The sequence below is a fragment of the Delftia tsuruhatensis NBRC 16741 genome (assembly GCF_001571325.1).
Taxonomy (GTDB): Bacteria; Pseudomonadota; Gammaproteobacteria; order Burkholderiales; family Burkholderiaceae_C; genus Comamonas; species Comamonas tsuruhatensis.
Map to the genome: position 1 here is coordinate 58,789 of NZ_BCTO01000051.1, position 19,386 is coordinate 78,174.

Sequence of the window (19,386 nt, forward strand, 5' to 3'; positions counted from 1 at the left end):
TAAATTACTAACCCGTCAGTCAGTAAACGGCGCCAGCCAGCTGCCGCGGCATGTTGCCCGGATCTTGCAGCCCGCAGCCGCTTTTCGCACCAGCCCTCCCGGATCCACATGCCCGACTTGCCATCGAACCCTGCCGCGCGCGCTTTGCCGCGCCATCTTCTTCTTGCCCCTCTGTGCCTGGCCGCCGCGCTGGCGCTGGGCGCCTGTTCCAAGGCCGAGCCGCCGCCCGAGCCGGTGCGCGCCGTCAAGCTGCTCACCGTAGGCGTGGGCGCGCTGGACACGCAACTGGAATACGCGGGCGAGGTGCGCGCGCGCATAGAGTCGCGCCTGGGCTTTCGCGTGGCCGGCAAGCTCGTTCGCCGCGAGGTGGAGCTGGGCCAGCACGTGCAGGCAGGCCAGTTGCTGGCGCGGCTCGATGCCAGCGACTACCGGCTGGGAGCTGACGCCGCGCGCGCCCAGGTGGCGGCCGCGACCACGCAGCGCGATCTTGCCGCCGCCGATGTGAGGCGTTACTCGCAGCTGAAGGCGCAGAATTTCATCAGCGGTGCGGAGCTGGAGCGGCGCGAGGCCACGCTCAAGTCCGCCCAGGCGACGCTGGACCAGGCCAAGGCGCAGCTGGCATCGCAGAGCAACCAGGAGGCCTATGCCCAACTGCTGGCCGATGTGCCCGGCGTGGTGACAGGCATAGACGCCGAGCCCGGCCAGGTGGTGTCGGCCGGCTCGCCCGTGGTGCGCATTGCCCAGGACGGCCCGCGCGACGTGGTGTTCGTGGTGCCCGAAGACAAGCGCGGCGCCATCCGCGTGGGCCAGAAAGTGAATGTGCGCCCGTGGTCGGCCGGCATGCAGCCGCTGCAGGGCCAGGTGCGCGAGGTGGCGGCCAGTGCCGATCCGGTCACGCGCACCTACCAGGTGAAGGTGGCACTGCCCGCGTCGGATGCGGCCGCCGTGCCGCCGCTGGGCGCGACGGTCCATGCGCTGCCCGAGGGCATGGGCCCCACGGGCCAGCCCGTGATCAAGCTGCCGACCACGGCGCTGCGCCAGGAAGGCGGCGGCGGCCAGGGCACGGCCGTGTGGGTGTTCGATGCCGCCAGCAGCACGGTGAAGCTGCAGCCCGTGCAACTGGCCACGGCCGATGGCAACGAGGCCGTGATTGCCGCCGGCCTGACGCCCGGCATGCAGGTGGTGGCCGCCGGCGTGCATGTGCTCACGCCCGGGCAGAAGGTCACGGTCTATCAGGACCGGTATGACAAGACGCAGCAGCCGGCACAGGCGCCTGCCGCCGCAGGTGCCGCAGCTTCCGCAGGTGCTGCGTCCAGCGGAGCGGCCCAATGAGCGGGCCCAAGCACAAGGCGCCGCAGGGCGGGCACTTCAATCTTTCGCGCTGGGCGCTGGACCATGTGGCGCTGACGCGCTATTTCATGGTCGTGCTGCTGCTGCTGGGCTTTGCCTCGTACTTCCAGCTGGGGCAGGACGAAGACCCGCCCTTCACCTTCCGCGCCATGGTGGTGCGCACCAACTGGCCGGGCGCCACGGCGCAGCAGATGGCCGAGCAGGTCACCGACAAGATCGAGCGTACGCTGCAGGAGGTGCCCTACGCCGACAAGATCAGCAGCTACTCCAAGCCCGGCGAGTCGCTGATCATCTTCCAGCTCAAGGACAATTCGCGCCCCGGCGATGTCCAGCAGCTGTGGTATACGGTGCGCAAGAAGATCGGCGACATGCGCTACACCCTGCCGCAGGGCGTGCAGGGGCCGTTCTTCAATGACGAGTTCGGCGATGTCTATGGCGTGATCTACGCCCTGCAGGCCGACGGCTTCAGCTACGCCGAGCTCAAGACCATGGCCGACGACGTGCGCCAGCAGCTGCTGCGCGTGCCCGATGTGGCCAAGGTCGAGCTGTTCGGCGTGCAGGACGAGAAGGTCTACATCGAGCTGTCGCAGCGCCGCCTGTCGCAGCTGGGCCTGGACATGAACCAGGTGCTCGGCCAGCTGGGCCAGCAAAACGCCATCGAGGGCGCAGGCGTGCTGCAGACGCCGCGGGAGGACGTGCAGGTGCGCGTGGCCGGCCAGTTCCTGGCGGTGGACGAGTTGCGCGCCATGCCCATCCGCGGCGCATCGGGCGCGCAGCTGCGTCTGGGCGATATCGCCGAGATCCGCCGCGGCTATGCCGATCCGGCCAATGTGAAGGTCCGCCACCAGGGGCGCGAGACGATTGCGCTGGGCGTGTCCATGACCAAGGGTGGCGACATCATCCGCCTGGGCAAGTCCCTGCGCGGCGCCGTGGGCGACATCGCACGCACGCTGCCGGCCGGCGTGGAGCTGGCCAACATGCAGGACCAGCCCAAGGCCGTGGCCGACTCGGTCAACGAATTCCTGCAGGTGCTGATCGAGGCCGTGGTGGTGGTGCTGGCCGTGAGCTTCATCAGCCTGGGCCTGCACAAGCGCGAGGGCCACCAGCCGCTGTGGAAGCGCTGGTACATCGACCCGCGCCCGGGCCTGGTGGTGGCCATCACGATCCCGCTGGTGCTGGCCGCGACCTTCCTGGCCATGTGGTACTGGAACATCGGCCTGCACAAGGTGTCGCTGGGCTCACTGATCATCGCGCTGGGCCTGCTGGTGGACGACGCCATCATTGCCGTCGAGATGATGGTGCGCAAGATGGAGGAGGGCTACGAGAAGTACCGCGCCGCCACCTTTGCCTACGAGATCACGGCCAAGCCCATGCTGACCGGCACGCTGATCACGGCGGCAGGTTTCCTGCCCATCGGCATGGCCAAGTCCATGACGGGCGAGTACACCTTCGCCATCTTCGCGGTGACGGTGATTGCGCTGGTGCTCAGCTGGTTCGCCTCGGTGTACTTCGTGCCCTACCTGGGCATGCTGCTGCTCAAGCGCCCGCCGCACGCGGCCACGCTGCCGCCCGAGGTGGCCTCGGGCGAGGTGCCCATCGAGGAGACCAACCTCAATGCGTCCTCAGCCGAGCATGAGGTCTTCGACAGCCCGTTCTACAACCGCTTCCGGCGCGCCGTGAACTGGTGCGTGACGCACCGCTGGCTGACCATCGCCATCACGGTGCTGGTCTTCGCGCTGGGCCTGGTGGGCATGTCGCGCGTGCAGCAGCAGTTCTTCCCGGATTCCAGCCGGCCAGAGGTGCTGGTGGACATCTGGTTCCCCGAAGGCACGTCGCTGGCCGCCAACGAGGCCGTCACGCGCCGCGTGGAAGAGCGCTTCATGAAGCTCGACGGCGTGCGCACGGTCAGCGAATGGGTAGGCTCGGGCGTGCCGCGTTTCTACCTGCCGCTGGACCAGGTGTTCCCGCAGAACAACGTCTCGCAGTTCATCCTGGTGGCCCAGGACCTGCCCACGCGCGAGCGGCTGCGCAAGGCGCTGCCGGCGCTGCTGGCCCAGGAGTTCCCCGAGGTGCGCGGCCGCGTCAAGCTGCTGCCCAACGGGCCTCCCGTGCCCTATCCGGTGCAGTTCCGCGTCTCCGGCACCGATCCGCAAAAGCTGCGTGCCTATGCCGACGAGGTCAAGCAGGCCATGATCGCCAACGCCGACATGCGCGGCGTCAACGACAACTGGAACGAGTCCGTCAAGGCCGTGCGCCTGGAGGTGGACCAGGACAAGGCGCGCGCCCTGGGCGTGAGCAGCCAGGCCATCGCCCAGGCGGCCCGCGTCATGCTCAGCGGCTCCACCGTGGGCCAGTTCCGCGAGGGTGACAAGCTCATCGACATCGTGCTGCGCACGCCGTATTCGGAGCGCGACGCCATCACCGATATCGCCAATGCCTACCTGCCCACGGCATCGGGCAAGTCGATCCCGCTCACGCAGATCGCCAAGCCCGTGATGGTCTGGGAACCCGGCGTGATGTGGCGAGAAAAGCGCATGTTCGCCATCACCGTGCAGGGCGATGTGCGCGAGGGCCTGCAGGGCGCAACGCTGACCCATGCGCTGCTGCCCGGCCTGCGCGAGATCGAGGCGCGCTGGCATGCCGCAGGCGACACGGCCTACCGCATCGATGTGGCCGGCGCCGTGGAGGAAAGCTCCAAGGGCTCGGACGCCATCGTCGCTGGTGTGCCCGTGATGCTGTTCCTCACCTTCACGCTGCTCATGCTGCAACTGCGCAGTGTCAGCCGTTCACTGCTGGTGTTCATCACCGGGCCGCTGGGCATTCCCGGCGTGGCGGCGGCGCTGCTGCTGTTGGGCCGGCCCTTCGGCTTCGTGGCGCTGCTGGGCGTGGTGGCGCTGATGGGAATGATCCAGCGCAACTCGGTGATCCTGATCGACCAGATCGAGACCGACCGCGCGCGCGGCGTGCCGGCCTGGGACGCCATCATCGAGGCCGCCGTGCGCCGCCTGCGCCCCATCGTGCTGACGGCCGCCGCCGCCGTGCTGGCCATGATCCCGCTGTCGCGCAGCGTGTTCTGGGGCCCCATGGCCGTGGCCATCATGGGCGGGCTGATCGTGGCCACCGTGCTGACACTGCTGGCGCTGCCGGCCATGTACGCCGCCGTGTTCCGCGTGCGCCGTGAGCCCACGCATTGAGGTGGCGAAAACGCAGAGGCCGCCGCTCAAATCCGGGGTATGGCAATGCACCCCGCAATTGCGGCTAGAATCTGCGCCCTGACCTAGGAGCCGCCGCGCAGGCGGCTCCCCAAGAACCAGCGCGGGTGGCGAAATTGGTAGACGCACCAGGTTTAGGTCCTGACGCCAGCAATGGTGTGGGGGTTCGAGTCCCCCCCCGCGCACCACGCACCAACGCCGCTCAACTGCGGCGAACACTGCTCAAGCCCGCTTCCTGTAGAGGAGGCGGGCTTTTTTTCTGGGTTCTGGAGGCAAAACGGAGCAGGTTGAAACCGGCACAAAACAGCGCAAAATCACATCACAATCCCGCGCAGATCCCGCTTGTGATCCCGCGCGGGCTGCAGGAGGTGGGATGGCGTATTTCCGTAAGGTGAAGAACGGCTGGCGGGCCGAGGTGGAGCGTGCGGGCATCCGGCGCACCGCCACGCGGGCGACCAAGGCCGAGGCGCAGGGCTGGGCCGTGGCCGAGGAGGCGGCCATTCTGGCCGGCGCGCGCGGGGAGTTTCCGCGGCGCACGCTGGCCGAGGCGGTGGAGCGCTATCGGCGCGAGGTCACCGACAAAAAGACGGCCAGCACGGCGCGGGCCGACCATTTGCGCTTTGATGCCTGGTTGCGCGAGTTTCCCGAGCTGGCGGCCAAGGTGTTCCACGAGATCACGGGTGACGACCTGGCGCGCTGGCGCGATGCGCGGCTGCAGCAGGTCTCCGGCGCCAGCGTGCTGCGCGAGGCGCAGCAATTCCGTCCGATCTGGACGCTGGCGGTCAAGCAGTGGAAATGGGTGGGCAAGAGCCCCTGGCCCGAGATCAAGCTGCCGGCCAAGTCCCATGCGCGCCGGCGCACGGGGCAGTGGAGCGAGGTGCGGCGCATGCTGCGCTCGGCCAATGTCTCGCCGCGCCTGGCGCCTGTCACCGCCATGGAGCAGACGGCCTGGACCATGCTGGTGGCCCTGCACACGGCCATGCGCAGCGGCGAGATCCTGCGCATGGGCCGCAGCAATGTGGATCTCAAGCGCCGGGTCTACCACCTGCCGCACCACAAGACCGAGGCCAAGGTGGGCGAGCGCCATGTGCCGCTGACGCGCCGTGCCGTGCGCCTGCTGCGCGTGCTGGACGCCGCCGCCGAGGCTGCCGGGCGCGACGCCTACTGGACCATCAGCGACGCCAGCCGCGACACGCTCTACCGCAAGCTGCGCGACCGGGTGATGGTGCAGGGCCTGCGCTTCCATGACCTGCGCGCCACGGCGCTGACCTGGCTGAGCAAGCGCGTGGATGTGATGACGCTGGCCCGCATCAGCGGCCACGTGGATATCAACGAGCTGTTCAATACCTATTACCGAGAGACGGCCGAGGACATCGCGGCACGGTTGTAGGCAGGATGGCTGCCAGAAATATCACTCCAATATGATATCTTGACAATATTATTCTAGAGTGATAATTTCAATTCATCATCTTGAGATGATATTTTGAATGCCCTGGCCAGGAGAACACCATGGACCACCTGTTGCAACTGCCCGATCAGCTTGCGCTGCACCTGAAGTCGCTGCGCAAGGCCGCTGGCGTGAGCCAGGCTGAACTGGCACAGCGGCTGGGCGTGTCCCAGTCGCGTGTGGCGGCGATAGAGCGTGACCCGGCCGCCATCAGCGTGCGCCAGCTGATGGAGATCCTGCAGCTGCTGGATGTCGATCTGCTCATGCGGCCCAGGGCGGATGCGGTGGCTTCTCCTGCGTCTGCACCTGTGTCTGTGCCTGTACCTGGACCTGCTGCGTCGAAGGTTGCCGAGCCCGCTCCACAACCGTACGCGGGTGACAACGTGCCCCGCAAGCCCGCCGACCGCCCCGTGGCCTTCAAGCCGCAGGCGCTGCCGCCGCACTGGCAGGACCGCAAGCCGAAAGGGTCCTGGTGATGGCGGCGCTGGGCGTCTGGATGAATGGGGAGCGGGTGGGCACCTGGGAGGTCACGCGCACAGGCCGCCATGTGTTCGCCTATGACCCGGCCTGGCCGCAGAGCGCGCATGCGCGGCCGCTGTCACTGTCCATGCCCTTCACGCGCGACCTGACGGTGGCGGGCGAGGTGGTGGCCCACTATTTCGACAACCTGCTGCCGGACGGCGAGGGCATTCGCCGGCGCATTCACCAGCGCTTCGGGCTGCGCGGGGCCGATGCGTTCTCGCTGCTGGAGGCCATTGGTCGCGATTGCGTGGGGGCCGTGCAGCTGCTGCCCGAGGGGGCCGTGCCCGAAGGGTTCGACCAGGTGCGCTTCGAGCCGCTGAGCGAGGCGCAGATTGCAGAGCACCTGGCCAGCCTGGGTGGCGGGTTTGGCGCGCTGGAGGTGGACCAGGAGTTCCGGCTGTCCATTGCCGGTGCGCAGGAGAAGACGGCGGTGCTGCGCCATGGCGGCCAGTGGTGCCGCCCGCTGGGCGCGACGCCGACCACGCATATCCTGAAGCCGGCCATCGGCGTGGTGCCGCACTGGCACTACGACCTGAGCGAGTCAGTGGCCAATGAGTGGCTGTGCGCCCGCCTGCTGGCCGAGCTGGGCTTTGCCGTGGCCGACAGCAGCATCGAGAGCTTTGGCGGGCAGCAGGTGCTGTGCGTAGAGCGCTTTGACCGCGCCTGGACGGCGCAGGGCTGGATTGCGCGCCTGCCCCAGGAGGATTTCTGCCAGGTGCGCGGCGTTGCCAGCGCCAACAAGTACGAGACCCACGGCGGGCCCGGCATGCTGCAGTGCCTGCAGGTGCTGCAGCATGGCAGCGAGCCTGCCCAGGATTGCGCCCGCTTCGTGATGGCCCAGCTGGCGTTCTGGCTGCTGGCGGCCACGGACGGGCATGCCAAGAATTTCTCTGTGTTTCTGCAGCCGGGCGGCGGCTATGAGATGACGCCGCTGTACGACGTGCTGTCGGCCTGGCCCATCATCGGTCACGGCCACGGCAAGATCGCCCGCCAGCGCGCCAGGATGGCCATGGCTCTGCCAGGGCGCAGCCGCCACTACCGCCTGGCCGAGATCCAGCGCCGCCACTGGAAGGTCCTGGCGGAGACCACGCGCATCGCAGGCCTGTGGGAAAGCATGGTGGAGATGGTCGAGGCGCTGGACGGTGCCATAGCCCGGCTGCAGCCGCGCCTGCCGGCCAGCGTGCCGCAGCCTATGGCCCGGCAGATCTTCGACGGGGCGCGTGACCAGGCACGCCGTTTTCTTGCGGGCAGCGATCACTGAGCGGCCTGTGCTGCGGCATCCGTGCATCGGTGCTGCTGCGCATTGAACTCCGATAGCGGCATGGCCGCCATCTGGCGGGCCACTTCGCGTCGCTTGATATGTGTGCTCATCGGCAGCACCACGCCAGGGTTGGGTATGGCGCTGGGGGATATGGTGCGGTTGATCTCGGTCACTGCGGAAAACACGTGACCGCATTCAAAGTTGCGGCACTGGAAAATAGTTTCCCGGCTGGTGTTCGTCAATTGCAGGCTGGTGCGCGTGTAGGCGTGTTCATTGCAGTGGGGGCACATCATTCGCATGGTGCATGGTCCTTTCGAGGTCGATTGGCGGTACGAGGCAGATCACTTGGAGGCGCGGACTCAGGGGCTGATGCCGTATCCCAACGGGTGGAACTGCCGGGTTGCGCATAGGCGGGCGTAGCCTCCTATCCAGGAGTCCAGGGCTGCGCCCATACTTGCAAGGCTCCCGGATGTTTGTGTTTCGCCTGCTGCGGCAATCTGTCGGGCTACGGCGTAGGGCAGGTCACGCAGGGCTTCTTGTATGAATTCGGGCGCCCAGGGTGGGCCGTAGTTTTCCCGTTGGTAGGCATCCAGGGCGTCGTCCAGCTCCTGTTCGTACCCCTCGCGTGTGGCATGGCGGGCCTGGGCCAGATTGGCCCAGCAGGCTGTGATGGTTTGGGCTTTCATGAACCTCCGTGATCAGTGGGCGGGTCGGGCAGGCATACGCAGGCGGGAAGTTGAAAACAGGATGGGCTGTAGGTCCGAGGTGAATCTGGGTAGTGTTCGTTTGCGGCTTTGTGTGCGTGAAATATACCTTGGGGTAATTTTTGTGACAACTGTCAGGGTATTGACCTTGGGGTATCTATGGGTATTGTGAGGTCATGAAAAAGCCACCCGCAGGTGGCTTGTTGCTTGAAGATGGGGTCGTGTCAGTAGGCTTTGCTCTCCCAGGCTCGTAGCACCTTGGCCAGGATTTGAAGGTTCATGCCAGGCTTGATGTACCACTCACGGTATTTCTTGTTTTCACTGATCACGAGGATGCCTTCCCCTGGAATTCGCTGGAGGCGCTTGATGAAGCCCTCTCCATCCACCGAGAAGAAATAGACGCCGTCGAACTCGCATTCCCTAACGCCGGTGTCCACCAGGAGTGGGTCGCCGGGATTGAACATTCCGAGCATGGAGTCTCCGAACCCCGTCACGATGGCCAGATTGTCATAGGAGGTCACATAGGGCAGGTTTTTCTGGGCCCACTCGCTATTGACGCTCCAGCTCTTGATGACGCCAGGCTGATCTCGAAGGACCAGTCCGCCGCCCATGGCGCCACCAGTGGAGTACTGTCGGATCACTATTTCGTCCCGCGTGAGTTTCTTTTCAGCATTTTCTACCAGGATGGGGGTGGTTTTGAGGGCGGCGGAGGCCTCGGCTGGTGTCATTTCCCAGAAGCCTCTTGGCAAATCGAACGCGATGCGAGTGGCTTCCATCAATTCCTGTCCTATGCCTTTGGCGCCCTTCTTGTCCAGTGGGTAGAAGAGGCGGTTGACGTAGCTTGCGTCTTTCCCGATGGCGCGCGCCATTGCGGCCCGGTTGCCGTGGGTGAACTCGGTGCAGACGATCGTGAGAAGTTGCTGCAGGCGTGTTTGGTGATCCATGGGGAAATTTTCCGCCTGAATACCTGTGGGTACAATATACCTTAAGGTATCTTTTTTATGGTTCTTGAGGTACTATTCCTTCATGAACTCTTTCAAACTGTTTTTCAGGGGGTTGGATCGCTACGGGCGCGCCGAGTTTGCAGCGCGGTGCGGTACGACTCCAGGCCTTCTGAGCAAGCTGATCTATGGGGGCGCAAGAGTGGAGCTGGGCCTGGCCGATGCAATGGTTGCCATGGGGGCAGGCCGGTTTTCCCTGGATGCGCTGCCCTTGACGGACAGGGCGCGTTTCCAGCATGAGGTGCGATCAATGCGCGCCGGGAGGCCGGTATGACAAAGCCTTGCTTCGCAGCCCGGCCAGAGCCCATGGTCCCTCCAGATTGCGACCTGTCCGACTTTCCATTCATGCCTTTGGATGTGGCTCGTCTGCGTGATTCGGACCTGGCCGCAAATAAAACCCCGGATGCCTGCTGGGCGGCAGTGCTGCTGTGGTCGGCGGCCTGGCACCAGGTGCCTGCAGGTTCCATGCCGGATAACGACGCATGGATTGCAAAGCAGGCGGGCTACGCGCTGCGTGGCCGCATCGATCCCAGGTGGAAACGGGTGCGTGAGGGCGCCATGCATGGCTGGGTGCTATGCAGTGATGGACGCTACCACCATCCTGTGGTGGCGGAAAAGGCGCGAGATGCCTGGGCTTCCAAGCTATTGCAGCGGTGGCGCACGGAATGTGGACGTATCAAGAAACACAACGACAGGCACGGAACGGACGTGCGTCGCCCTTCCTATGACGAGTGGATCCACAGTGGCCGACCGACGGGACAGGCGTTGCCCATGGCCGGCGACGGCGGCGCCTGCCCCGACGTGCAGGAGTGCGATGTCCCTGGGGACAGCCCCTCGTTGTCCCGAAGACACCGGACGGCTGTCCGCACGGACGGAACCTCCAAGGGAGAGGGAAAGGGACAGGGACAGAAATACCTTGATGTTCTTTCCGTACCTGGCGGTCCGGGCCGTCCGGCCGGCGAGGAGGGCAGTTGCGGCGAGATCATCTTCGGCTACGGTCTGTCCCTGCTGGTCAATGCGGGTACGCCGGAGCGGCAGGCGCGCTCTTTCCTGGGCGGATTGCGCAAAGCCCATGGCGACCAGGCCTTGGTTGAACGGCTGCGTGCCTGCGCCCAGGCCAGGCCGCTGCAGCCATTGGAGTGGCTTGCTGCTGCACTGCCGCCACGGGCCAGAGCTGCGGTACGTGGCTCGGCGCCATCGGCCCGACATGGCGCGGCCTACGCGGCCATCATGGAGGCGTAGGCCGTGCAGAGCATTTCTACACTATACCGGGCGGCGACGGAGGGCGAGCCCCAGCAGCAGGCCACGGGCGCTGCGGTGAAAAACCTGTTCCTGGTCATGCAGGGGTCCTATGGCTCGCTGTTCCTGAGCAAGTTCGCGACGGGCGTTCTGGATAGCGGAGGCCGTGATCTGGGGGTACGCACGGCCATGCGGGTCTGGAGCGCGGCCCTTGCCAAATACGACCCGGGGGTGATCGAGACCGCCGTTGCCCGGCTGCCTGCAACCCATCCGGATTTCCCGCCGCACCTGCCTCAATTCGAGGCGCTATGTCGTGCTGCCACGCCGCGCCGCACGCATGCCCAGTTGCAAGGATGGTCGTGCCTGCCAGCGCCCGCTGCGTCGCCTGTCAGCGTGCAACTAGTCCCCGTGGGTGATGGCAAGGACTGGGCGCGCCGCATCCTGGCCCGGGCCCGGGCCGGGGATCGGACCATCACCCGTACGGTACTGCGCAATGCCATGCAGGCCCTGCATATGGAAGGGGCGCCGCGATGACCGCACCAGCCCTGTGGGGTCAGCCCTCTGCCAGTGCTCACCCATGCGTCGCTGTGCAACTGCCTGACTTCGCCTCATCCGGCTCTTGCCTGCAACTTCAACCGTCCACCGAAAGGCCAGAAACCTTGAACACCATGCTTTTCCACCATGACGAGCTGCAATGCCGGCAATCCGGCATCGTACTGCAGCCCCTTTCGTACCGCGCGCCGTGCCTGGCCCCTGCTGGCCCGGCCCCAGCCTTTGCAGCAAAGGTCTGACGACATGGGACACGAAGCGATGAACTGGCTGGCCGGACAACTGCAAGGCCGACAGGAGAACAGGAGCAGGCACCACAACCCCCGCCCCGCCGGAGTCGTGCGCCCCGGCAGCGGCACCGATGCATTGCTGCGCTATCTGCAGCGGCTGCCGGAACGCTGGTTTTTCCATTGTGAACTGGTACTGGAGTTGGGACGCTCGAAAGGTGAGGTCGATTGGGCGCTTCAGTATCTGTTGGGCCGCGGAATGGTGCAAGGCCGGCTCACGGAGTTGCCCGGCCGCAAGCCGGTCATGCGCTACCGCCTGCTGTGCGGCTGCGGCCAGGAGTCGGCGAATTGCCAAGGGTGTACTGATGGCGCGTCCCAAGTCTGACAGGTTGCGAGCATGAAAACGAAAATCTCCAGCACCGTCTGTTCCGGTGAAGGAACTAAGTCTTCCTCCCGGCAGCATGCCAGCACTCAGGAAAGGCATCGTTGCTTCGCGCGGGAATACGTAGCGTCGGGCTTCAACGCCACGCGGGCGGCTGTCGCGGCAGGCTACAGCTCATCCAGCGCGGCATCCCAGGGTGCCAAGCTGCTCAAGGATCCGCGGGTGCAGGACTATGTCAGGGAATGCAGCCAGCGTGTCGTGGAGCATGCCGAAGTCCGTGCGGAGGAGGTGGTGCGCCGCCTCCATGAAATGCTGATGGCCGATCCGCGCGATCTGGTCGAGGTTCACGTATCGTGCTGCCGGCATTGCTACGGAACGGACCATGAATACCAGTACACACACGCCGAGTACAACGCCAAGCGTGAAAAGTGGATCGATGCCGGCAAGCACCCCGAGGACTTCCCCGAACTCGGTGGTGTGGGGTATGAGGCCCATCGGCCTGCCATGGCGCAATGTCCGGAGTGCTTCGGCGCCGGCTTGCCGCGCACGGTCGTCAAGGACACGCGTGGCCTTGGCCGGGGGGCGCTGGCGCTTTTCGGTGGTGCGAAAGAAGGCAAGTACGGCACGGAAATCAGCATCCGCAACCAGTTGGATGTGATCGAGAAGCTGATGCGCTACCACGGTCTGTACCAGCGGGACGGCATCCGCAGCAACGTGGGCGTGGGGCGTTTTGAAGTGCGCTTCATTGAACCGTCCAGGCACGATGATGATCCACGGCAGGAGGGCGAATGAATCCCTTGCCGATGGAAACGCCTCCACGGAGCCAGAGCTGCCTCGTGCCCGAGACACCTTCAGATTTCGCCCATGACTACGAGGTCGAGCGCTCTGGCGTGAGCGTCGAGCTTCCGGCCAAACTGAAGCTGCTTTTCGAGCCGAGGCGATTCAAGGTCATGTACGGTGGCCGCGGGGGGGCCAAGTCCTGGTCCGTGGCCATGGCTTTGCTAGTGTTGGGCAGCAGCCGTCCGTTGCGCATTCTGTGTGCGCGTGAAGTGCAAAAATCCATGCGCGACTCCGTGCATCGCCTGCTGCAGGACCAGATCGAGGCGCTGGGGCTGGGGGCGTTCTACGAAGTACTGGGCACGGAAATCCGTGGAGCCAACGGGACGCTGATCCTGTTCGCCGGGTTGCAGGCCCATACGGTGAATTCCATCAAGTCGTTCGAGGCTATCGACATCGTCTGGGTGGAGGAAGCGCAGGGCGTCAGCGCGCGCAGCTGGGAGGTGCTGGTGCCCACCATCCGCAGACCAGGCTCCGAGATCTGGTTGACGCTCAACCCCGGCCTGGCCAGCGACCCCACCTATGACCGCTTCATCACGCATTCGGACGGCGATACCTGGCTGTGCGAAATCAACTGGCGCGACAACCCCTGGTTCCCCGAGGTGCTGGATAAGGAGCGTGTCCGCCACTTGAAACGCGATCCCGACAGCTACTGGAACATCTGGGAGGGGCGGCCCAGGCGCAGCCTGGCCGGTGCCATCTACGCCAGCGAAGTTGAGCGCCTCTACAACGACGAGCGTGTATGTTGCGTGCCTTGTAATCCCAGGCTGCCCGTACACACTGTATGGGACCTTGGATGGGCCGATGACATGGCCATTGCCTTCGTGCAGCGCACGGCCGTAGATTTCCGGATCATCCACTTCATGCAGGGCCATCAGAAGACACTGGAGTGGTATGTGCAGGAGATGGAGAAATTGCCCTACCTGTGGGGTACGGACTTCCTGCCCCACGACGGCGCGCATGGTGATTTCAAGACTGGACAGACCACGCAACAGATCCTGCAGGACATGGGCCGGGAGGTCGAGGTACTGGAACGCTACGGACTGGAGGCGGGCATACGGCTGGCGCGTGGCATCTTTTCGCAGGCCTACGTCGATGCCGGCAGATGTGCCCAGTTGCTGGACTGCCTGAGCCGGTACCGTCGCCAGATAGATCCCCGCACCCTGGAGCCTGGCGCACCGCTGCATGACGACGCCAGCCACGGCGCCGACGTGTGGCGCTATCTGGCCATGGCTTTGCCGCGAATGGACAATGCGGGGCAGGGCGCCTTGAGCGTACGGCGGCGTGGCGGCGGAATGGCCCGCTGAGACCGTACCAAGCCTGCCATTGTCATGGCATGCCTGCATGCATTGACCTTCGAAAATCCCATCTTCATCGCCGGCATGGCGACTTGTTAGCCATCTACACCTGGATCAACGGTGAACGCGCCCTGGTCCTCGTTCCTGGCATGCGTCCCAAATCGCCCTGGTATGTGGTGATGGAGAGCGCGGCCTATCTCTACGATGATCCGGCCTACCTGGCGCGCATGTGCAAAAAAGCATGTGAGGTGTTGGGCTTGCCGTCCGGCCGACCGCATTGGGTGAGGGTGGCCACCATCATCCACGAAGGCCTCCCCGACCTTGTAGCCATGCCCTGTGAACCGCCGTGGGAGCACCAGGGCCGCGAGTTTGGCAGCTTGGTGGTCACGCTGGATGGGAAGGAGATTGCGGCACAGGCTCTGACGGTTCCGGATACGGGGGCAGAGTATGTCCCTGTTTGAATCACGCTTCAACCGGAGCGCGGGCGCGGGCGAGCGCGTCCTCAACGAGGAGCCGCAGGCGTTTGAGGTGGCCGACACCACACCCCGGCATCCGCTGGACCAGCCGGAGGCCCGCAAGACCCTGCGCAAGCTCCTGGGCTGGTATTGCCGCGAGCGCGAGATCCAGGCAGAGAACCGCCTGCAGATGGCCATCGACGCCGACTACTACGACGGCGACCAGTGGGACCCCGCCGACGCCGCCAGACTGGAAGAGCGGGGCCAGGTACCTCTGGTGTTCAACGAGGTGGCCGTCATGTGCGACTGGCTGATCGGCACCGAGCGCCGCGCGCGCGTGGACTGGAGTGTGCTGCCTCGCACCGAGGACGACGTCCAGATGGCCGACATCAAGACCAAGGTGCTCAAGTATGTTTCCGATGTGAACCGCACAGGCTTCAATCGCAGTCGGGCTTTCGAAGACACCATCAAGGTGGGGGTGGGCTGGCTTGATGACGGGGTGCGCAACGACCCCACCCAGGACATCATCTACTCCAAATACGAGGACTGGCGCAACGTGCTCTGGGATTCCATGGCCATGGAGAACGACCTGAGCGATGCACGCTACATCTTCCGTACGCGCTGGGTTGACGAGGATATCGCCATCACCATGTACCCGGGCCGTCGCGACGTGCTGGAGCGTGCGGTGCAACAGGATCAGGAGCACAGCGCGCAACAGTGGGCCGAGGACGCCTTCCATTACCAAGGCCATGTCAGCCAGCATCCGTCTGCAAACGTCTCAGGTGGGCGAAGCGACGCTGACAACGAGCAACGGCGCCGTGTGCGGCTGATCGAATGCCAGTTTCGCATGCCAGCGTCGGTCCGCGTCGTGACCGAAGGGCCGTTCAAGGGGGCGTTTGTCGAACCCTGGGACCAGGCGCTGATGCAGGCCATCGGACAGGTGGGCGGTGCCATCGTGGACCGTGTGGTCATGCGCATGCATGTTGCGGTATTCACGGAAGGCCACCTGCTGGCGCTGGGACCGATGCCCATGCGGCACAACAGCTTCAGTCTTACGCCCATCTGGTGCTATCGCCGCGGTCGTGACCGCATGCCCTATGGCGTGGTACGGCGGGTACGTGACCTGCAGATGGACCTGAACAAGCGTGCCAGCAAAGCGCTGTTCCTGTTGTCCACGAACCAGATATTCGCCGAGAAGGGCGCCTTCGACGACATCAATGAGGCGCGTGAGGAAATCAACCAGCCCGATGGGGTGGTGATCTACCGCGCAGGCAGAAAGTTCGAGGTGCACCGCGACAGTGAGATGGCCTCCGGCCAGATCCAAATGATGAACCTGGATACGCAGGCCATACAGAAGTCCGCCGGCATCGGCGGCGAGAACCTGGGCCGGCAGACCAATGCCAGCTCTGGGGTGGCCATCAAGGCGCGCCAGCTGCAGGGCTCGGTAGTGACCACACAGCCATTCGACAACCACAGGCTGGCCGTGCAGCTGCAGGGCGAGAAGCAACTGAGCCTGGTAGAGCAGTGGTATACGGATGAAAAGGTCATCCGGCTATCGGGCCACAAGGGGCGCCTCGACTGGGTGCGCATCAACCGTCCCGAAACGCAGCCGGACGGCAGCGTGCGCTATCTCAACGACATCACGGCAAGCCTGGCCGACTTCATCGTCTCCGAGCAGGACTATGCGGGCACGCTGCGCCAGGTCATGTTCGATGCGCTGTCGCAGATGGCCGGGCGTATGCCGCCTGAGGCCGCACTGCGCCTGCTGACCATCGCCATGGACTACTCCGATCTCCCCAACAGGGAGCAGATCGCGGACGAGATGCGCAAATTGACCGGGGAGCGCGACCCGGCCCGGTCCCTTTCTCCCGAGGAGCAGCAGCAGATGCAGCAGCAGATGCAGGCCCAGGCCGAGGCCCTGCAGATGCAGCAGGAAGGGGCGCGCCAGGCTCTTGCCGAGCAGGTGGCGAAGATCCGCGAAATCAATGCCCGCGCCGAAAAGCTGGAAGCCGAAGCCGAGCAGATGCGCTCCAGCGGCGGAGACCAGGCCCTGGCTCTGCGCATGGCTAATGCGGCCGCCGCAGTGCGGCGCGATGCGGATGTCGAGTTGGACAACATGCGCCGGCAACTGGCCAAGGCCAACACCGAACTGGCCAACAAAACGCTGCAGATCAGGGCGGACCAGGATGTGCGCTTGCAGGTGGCATGCATCGAGGCCGACTCGCGCGAGCGGGTGGCCCAGATCCGGACTCGCAGTTGCGAGCATCTCGATTCCATGTCGGGCCGCCTCGCGCAGTTTGAACAACAAGGAGTGATCGATGAGCAATGACGCCACACAGGCGGCCTTGGAGGCCGCAGCTCATGCCACAAGCGCCGGTGCTGCGGCAACCATGGGCAGCAAGGTTGGCTGGGGTGGGCTGGGCTTGGGCGGCTTCGGCTGGCTGCTGACCTCGGAGGCTGGCGTCGCCATGGGCGTACTGGTGGGTATCGCGGGCTTTTCTGTCAGTTGGTACTACCGCCGCAAGGAGTATCAGTTGAAGCTGGCTGAAGAGGCCCGTGACCAGGCGGAGCACGAAATGCGCATGAGCCTCATGCGCCGCGGCGGAGCACGTGATGCCCCTGGTGAGCAGGAGGCTCCATGATGGTCAAGCAAAGGGTGGCAGACCTATCAGCCCGCGATGCCGGGCCATGGTCGCCGGCCATCGGGAGTGCATGATGGCCCCACAGGACTCCAAGGTGCCGGTGCGGCTGGCAGGGCGGCTGGCGGCACTGGTGGTGCTTGCCGCAATGGGCGCGGGCGGGGCGCTGGTGACCCGGCACCTCGAGGCGCCGGCGTTGCATGACTCCTATGTACGAGCCGTGGCTGACGACTCCGGTACAACGGCCGGCGTGAAGGTCGCCATGGTTCTGGGTTCGTTCTACGAGAGCAGCGGGCGACACATCGGGGCACCCTATGCCGACAGGCTGGGCAAGGGGCAGCCGCTGACCGTCTGCAATGGCATCACGGGTGATGGCGTCATTGCCGGGCGCTGGTACAGCCCTGCGGACTGCTATGCGCTGGAGCGCGGTCGCTATCTGCTGGCCGAGCGCCAGGCGCGGCAACTGCTGGTGCATTGGGAGACCTACGACCCTTTCGTTCAGGGCCAATTCATCGATTTCGTCCACAACAAGGGGGCGGGCAGCCTTGCCACCAGCACCTTGCTGCGCAAGGCCAACGCAGGTGACCTTGCGGGCGCCTGCCGCGAGAACCGCCGTTGGAACCGCGGCACGATCCGCGGTGTGTCCACCGTACTGCCCGGCCTGCAACTGCGAGGCGAGGCGAATGGAGAAATCTGCCTTGAGTGGAGGGTCGTGCCTTGATCTCCAGCCTCTTCGCCCGGCCCTGGGCTGCCGCTGCGGCCTTTGCTTTGGGCGCGGCCTGTGCCTGGTGGGTCCAGGACCAGCGCCATGGGCTGCGCCTCGAGCAGCTCAGGCTGCATGCAGCCAGCACTGAACTGGCCAGCGTTCGCCAGGCCGCGCAGGACGTGGCCGCGTTTTCACGGGATTTGAACAATGCACTTGCGACATACCAGCGTACCCAGCAGCGCAATGCCGCAGCTCAGCAGGATCTTGAGCGCAGCCTGCGTGACATGCACGCTGCTGCTTCAGGCCTGCGCGGCGACTTCGCCGGCTTGCCCGAACGTATCGACGCAGCTGCCCGGCCCTCCCTTGCACGGTACGCCAGCACCTGCACAGCCCTACTCGAAGACCTGGCAGAGCGAGGTGGACTCATGGCGCAGCGCGGTGCAGATATCGCGCGAGCGGCTGATGGCCACGCCGCTGATGCCCGATTGATGGGCGATGCATGGCCCCGTACCAAGCCTGCCAACCTTCCCTGAGCACGCACATCAGGAATATTCAACCATGAGCAACCAAGACGATCGACTGCGCCTTCTCTCCGACGCCGAGCGTTCCTCCATGCAGGAAGACGACTACGACCCCCATGCAGACAACGAGGCTGCGCTTGCGGCGCTGGGCCGCGGTGATTTGGGTGCTGAAGCCGAAGGTGCCCCGTCCCCCGATGGCGAGCCCGCTGATCAGGCTGTAGCGGCACTGGAGTCCCGTGAACATGCTGCAGCAGAGCATATCCAGGGAGTAGGGTCGGAGCCCGCGAAGGCTGCCCGGGAGGCGCTGGCGCAGGCGTCCGGCTACAGGGTGGACCTGCCCCAGGACTATGAGGACCAGGTACTGGCCAACAAGGCGGCGATGACCGAGGTGCGTCGCAGGTACAACGACGGCGATCTGGACCATGAGGAAATGGAGTCGGAACTGGACCGGCTGCAAGACCAGCGCGATGCATTGCGCGACGTGAAAACACGCGCCACCGTGTCGGCAGAAATGCGCCAGCAGTCCGAAAGGGACGCCTGGACCCATTCCATCCGCACCTTCCTGGACGAAGCCGCAAAAACGCCTGAACTGGGCCGTGTGAACTACTACACGGACCACGGCAAGCAGGCGGATCTGGACACTTTTGTGAAGGCCCTGGGTTCGGCACCCGGCAACGAAGACAAGCCTTTTCGCTGGTTTCTGGAGGAGGCCCATAAGCGCGTGCTGGCCCTGCATGGAATTCCCATCGCAGGCAGGCGGGCCGACCCGCAACGCAGGCCCGACGCCTCGGCCGTGGTCACCAATCTGGCCGACGTACCCGGCGGCGCGGGCGATGCCGACCCCGTGAGCGACGAGTTCGCCGAGCTGGACAAGCTCACCGGCCTGGACTACGAGCGCGCGCTGGGCCGCCTGTCCGAAGACAGGCGCGCACAGTACCTGCGTTCGCTGTGAAGGAGCCCATGGCACAGGCAACTGCATCGCCGCCCGACATGCGCCGCATCTTCATGGAGCTGCGCACGGGCGATGTGCTGGAAG

19 protein-coding genes and 1 tRNA gene are annotated in these 19,386 nt (G+C 65.2%); 17 read left to right on the plus strand and 3 right to left on the minus strand.

The genetic code is table 11. The features are described 5' to 3' along the window. Nucleotides 1-108: 108 nt before the first annotated feature. The 6 genes from DTS01S_RS23485 to DTS01S_RS23510 all read left to right on the plus strand — a co-directional run bounded on the left by DTS01S_RS23485 (nucleotide 109) and on the right by DTS01S_RS23510 (nucleotide 7,792). On the plus strand, nucleotides 109-1,332 hold the full coding sequence (locus tag DTS01S_RS23485; RefSeq protein ID WP_016449590.1) for an efflux RND transporter periplasmic adaptor subunit: 1,224 nt from the start codon (nucleotides 109-111) through the stop codon (nucleotides 1,330-1,332). Further along, nucleotides 1,329-4,544, plus strand: coding sequence for an efflux RND transporter permease subunit (locus DTS01S_RS23490; protein ID WP_016449589.1), 3,216 nt, complete (start codon nucleotides 1,329-1,331; stop codon nucleotides 4,542-4,544). The genes DTS01S_RS23485 and DTS01S_RS23490 overlap by 4 nt, the downstream gene beginning before the upstream one ends. 119 nt (nucleotides 4,545-4,663) lie before the next feature. After that, nucleotides 4,664-4,750, plus strand: a tRNA-Leu gene (locus DTS01S_RS23495). A 185-nt stretch (nucleotides 4,751-4,935) separates the two neighbouring features. After that, nucleotides 4,936-5,952, plus strand: coding sequence for a tyrosine-type recombinase/integrase (locus DTS01S_RS23500; RefSeq protein WP_026062098.1), 1,017 nt, complete (start codon nucleotides 4,936-4,938; stop codon nucleotides 5,950-5,952). Between the two features lie 119 nt (nucleotides 5,953-6,071). Beyond that, the gene (locus tag DTS01S_RS23505) at nucleotides 6,072-6,485 is read left to right on the plus strand and encodes a helix-turn-helix domain-containing protein (RefSeq protein WP_017404281.1); all 414 of its coding nucleotides are present in this window, start codon (nucleotides 6,072-6,074) and stop codon (nucleotides 6,483-6,485) included. Further along, nucleotides 6,485-7,792 (plus strand): type II toxin-antitoxin system HipA family toxin, encoded by a 1,308-nt coding sequence (locus tag DTS01S_RS23510; RefSeq protein WP_017404280.1) that lies wholly within the window; start codon nucleotides 6,485-6,487, stop codon nucleotides 7,790-7,792. Before DTS01S_RS23505 ends, DTS01S_RS23510 begins: the two co-directional genes overlap by 1 nt. On the opposite strand, the gene DTS01S_RS23515 is transcribed toward DTS01S_RS23510, so the two are convergent. From DTS01S_RS23515 to DTS01S_RS23520, 3 genes are all read right to left on the minus strand, one after another. After that, nucleotides 7,786-8,091: an ogr/Delta-like zinc finger family protein gene (locus DTS01S_RS23515; protein WP_017404279.1), complete on the minus strand. Its 306-nt coding sequence runs from the start codon at nucleotides 8,089-8,091 to the stop codon at nucleotides 7,786-7,788. The genes DTS01S_RS23510 and DTS01S_RS23515 overlap by 7 nt on opposite strands. 60 nt (nucleotides 8,092-8,151) lie before the next feature. Beyond that, nucleotides 8,152-8,478, minus strand: a complete 327-nt coding sequence (locus tag DTS01S_RS30665; RefSeq protein WP_074932031.1) for a hypothetical protein — start codon at nucleotides 8,476-8,478, stop codon at nucleotides 8,152-8,154. 242 nt (nucleotides 8,479-8,720) lie between these two features. Next, on the minus strand, nucleotides 8,721-9,440 hold the full coding sequence (locus DTS01S_RS23520) for a S24 family peptidase (protein WP_017404278.1): 720 nt from the start codon (nucleotides 9,438-9,440) through the stop codon (nucleotides 8,721-8,723). Nucleotides 9,441-9,803: 363 nt separating this feature from the next. Between DTS01S_RS23520 and DTS01S_RS23530 the strand changes: the two genes are divergently transcribed. From DTS01S_RS23530 to DTS01S_RS23580, 11 genes are all read left to right on the plus strand, one after another. After that, nucleotides 9,804-10,739 carry a DUF1376 domain-containing protein gene (locus DTS01S_RS23530; RefSeq protein ID WP_254788053.1) on the plus strand — a complete coding sequence of 312 codons (936 nt, stop codon included), beginning with the start codon at nucleotides 9,804-9,806 and terminating at the stop codon, nucleotides 10,737-10,739. Between the two features lie 3 nt (nucleotides 10,740-10,742). Beyond that, on the plus strand, nucleotides 10,743-11,270 hold the full coding sequence (locus DTS01S_RS23535) for a hypothetical protein (RefSeq protein ID WP_017404276.1): 528 nt from the start codon (nucleotides 10,743-10,745) through the stop codon (nucleotides 11,268-11,270). A 261-nt stretch (nucleotides 11,271-11,531) separates the two neighbouring features. Further along, entirely contained in the window at nucleotides 11,532-11,897 is a 366-nt protein-coding gene (locus DTS01S_RS23540; RefSeq protein WP_017404275.1) for a hypothetical protein, read from the plus strand. Between the two features lie 12 nt (nucleotides 11,898-11,909). Next, the gene (locus tag DTS01S_RS23545) at nucleotides 11,910-12,686 is read left to right on the plus strand and encodes a terminase small subunit (RefSeq protein ID WP_026062096.1); all 777 of its coding nucleotides are present in this window, start codon (nucleotides 11,910-11,912) and stop codon (nucleotides 12,684-12,686) included. Nucleotides 12,687-12,697: 11 nt separating this feature from the next. Continuing rightward, the gene (locus tag DTS01S_RS23550) at nucleotides 12,698-14,038 is read left to right on the plus strand and encodes a PBSX family phage terminase large subunit (RefSeq protein WP_139223893.1); all 1,341 of its coding nucleotides are present in this window, start codon (nucleotides 12,698-12,700) and stop codon (nucleotides 14,036-14,038) included. Nucleotides 14,039-14,121: 83 nt separating this feature from the next. After that, on the plus strand, nucleotides 14,122-14,490 hold the full coding sequence (locus tag DTS01S_RS23555) for a hypothetical protein (protein ID WP_017404271.1): 369 nt from the start codon (nucleotides 14,122-14,124) through the stop codon (nucleotides 14,488-14,490). After that, entirely contained in the window at nucleotides 14,477-16,813 is a 2,337-nt protein-coding gene (locus DTS01S_RS23560; protein ID WP_061289089.1) for a portal protein, read from the plus strand. The genes DTS01S_RS23555 and DTS01S_RS23560 overlap by 14 nt, the downstream gene beginning before the upstream one ends. Further along, nucleotides 16,803-17,126 (plus strand): holin, encoded by a 324-nt coding sequence (locus DTS01S_RS23565; protein WP_061289091.1) that lies wholly within the window; start codon nucleotides 16,803-16,805, stop codon nucleotides 17,124-17,126. Before DTS01S_RS23560 ends, DTS01S_RS23565 begins: the two co-directional genes overlap by 11 nt. Nucleotides 17,127-17,196: 70 nt before the next feature. Further along, a complete protein-coding gene (locus tag DTS01S_RS23570) occupies nucleotides 17,197-17,844 on the plus strand; it encodes a glycoside hydrolase family protein (RefSeq protein WP_061289099.1) in 648 nt (215 codons plus the stop codon). Beyond that, nucleotides 17,841-18,362, plus strand: coding sequence for a hypothetical protein (locus tag DTS01S_RS23575; protein WP_017407507.1), 522 nt, complete (start codon nucleotides 17,841-17,843; stop codon nucleotides 18,360-18,362). Before DTS01S_RS23570 ends, DTS01S_RS23575 begins: the two co-directional genes overlap by 4 nt. A gap of 25 nt (nucleotides 18,363-18,387) precedes the next feature. After that, on the plus strand, nucleotides 18,388-19,302 hold the full coding sequence (locus DTS01S_RS23580) for a hypothetical protein (RefSeq protein WP_061289094.1): 915 nt from the start codon (nucleotides 18,388-18,390) through the stop codon (nucleotides 19,300-19,302). Nucleotides 19,303-19,386 lie beyond the last annotated feature (84 nt).

Bases quoted from the DNA above. Each gene is read 5' to 3' on its own strand.
- DTS01S_RS23560 (WP_061289089.1), top strand. From the start codon at position 14,477: ATGTCCCTGTTTGAATCACGCTTCAACCGGAGCGCGGGCGCGGGCGAG.
- DTS01S_RS23580 (WP_061289094.1), top strand. From the start codon at position 18,388: ATGAGCAACCAAGACGATCGACTGCGCCTTCTCTCCGACGCCGAGCGT.
- DTS01S_RS23490 (WP_016449589.1), top strand. From the start codon at position 1,329: ATGAGCGGGCCCAAGCACAAGGCGCCGCAGGGCGGGCACTTCAATCTT.
- DTS01S_RS30665 (WP_074932031.1), bottom strand. From the start codon at position 8,478: ATGAAAGCCCAAACCATCACAGCCTGCTGGGCCAATCTGGCCCAGGCC.
- DTS01S_RS23485 (WP_016449590.1), top strand. From the start codon at position 109: ATGCCCGACTTGCCATCGAACCCTGCCGCGCGCGCTTTGCCGCGCCAT.
- DTS01S_RS23520 (WP_017404278.1), bottom strand. From the start codon at position 9,440: ATGGATCACCAAACACGCCTGCAGCAACTTCTCACGATCGTCTGCACC.
- DTS01S_RS23550 (WP_139223893.1), top strand. From the start codon at position 12,698: ATGGAAACGCCTCCACGGAGCCAGAGCTGCCTCGTGCCCGAGACACCT.
- DTS01S_RS23530 (WP_254788053.1), top strand. From the start codon at position 9,804: ATGGTCCCTCCAGATTGCGACCTGTCCGACTTTCCATTCATGCCTTTG.
- DTS01S_RS23515 (WP_017404279.1), bottom strand. From the start codon at position 8,091: ATGCGAATGATGTGCCCCCACTGCAATGAACACGCCTACACGCGCACC.
- DTS01S_RS23545 (WP_026062096.1), top strand. From the start codon at position 11,910: ATGAAAACGAAAATCTCCAGCACCGTCTGTTCCGGTGAAGGAACTAAG.
- DTS01S_RS23565 (WP_061289091.1), top strand. From the start codon at position 16,803: ATGAGCAATGACGCCACACAGGCGGCCTTGGAGGCCGCAGCTCATGCC.
- DTS01S_RS23505 (WP_017404281.1), top strand. From the start codon at position 6,072: ATGGACCACCTGTTGCAACTGCCCGATCAGCTTGCGCTGCACCTGAAG.
- DTS01S_RS23540 (WP_017404275.1), top strand. From the start codon at position 11,532: ATGGGACACGAAGCGATGAACTGGCTGGCCGGACAACTGCAAGGCCGA.
- DTS01S_RS23570 (WP_061289099.1), top strand. From the start codon at position 17,197: ATGATGGCCCCACAGGACTCCAAGGTGCCGGTGCGGCTGGCAGGGCGG.
- DTS01S_RS23510 (WP_017404280.1), top strand. From the start codon at position 6,485: ATGGCGGCGCTGGGCGTCTGGATGAATGGGGAGCGGGTGGGCACCTGG.
- DTS01S_RS23500 (WP_026062098.1), top strand. From the start codon at position 4,936: ATGGCGTATTTCCGTAAGGTGAAGAACGGCTGGCGGGCCGAGGTGGAG.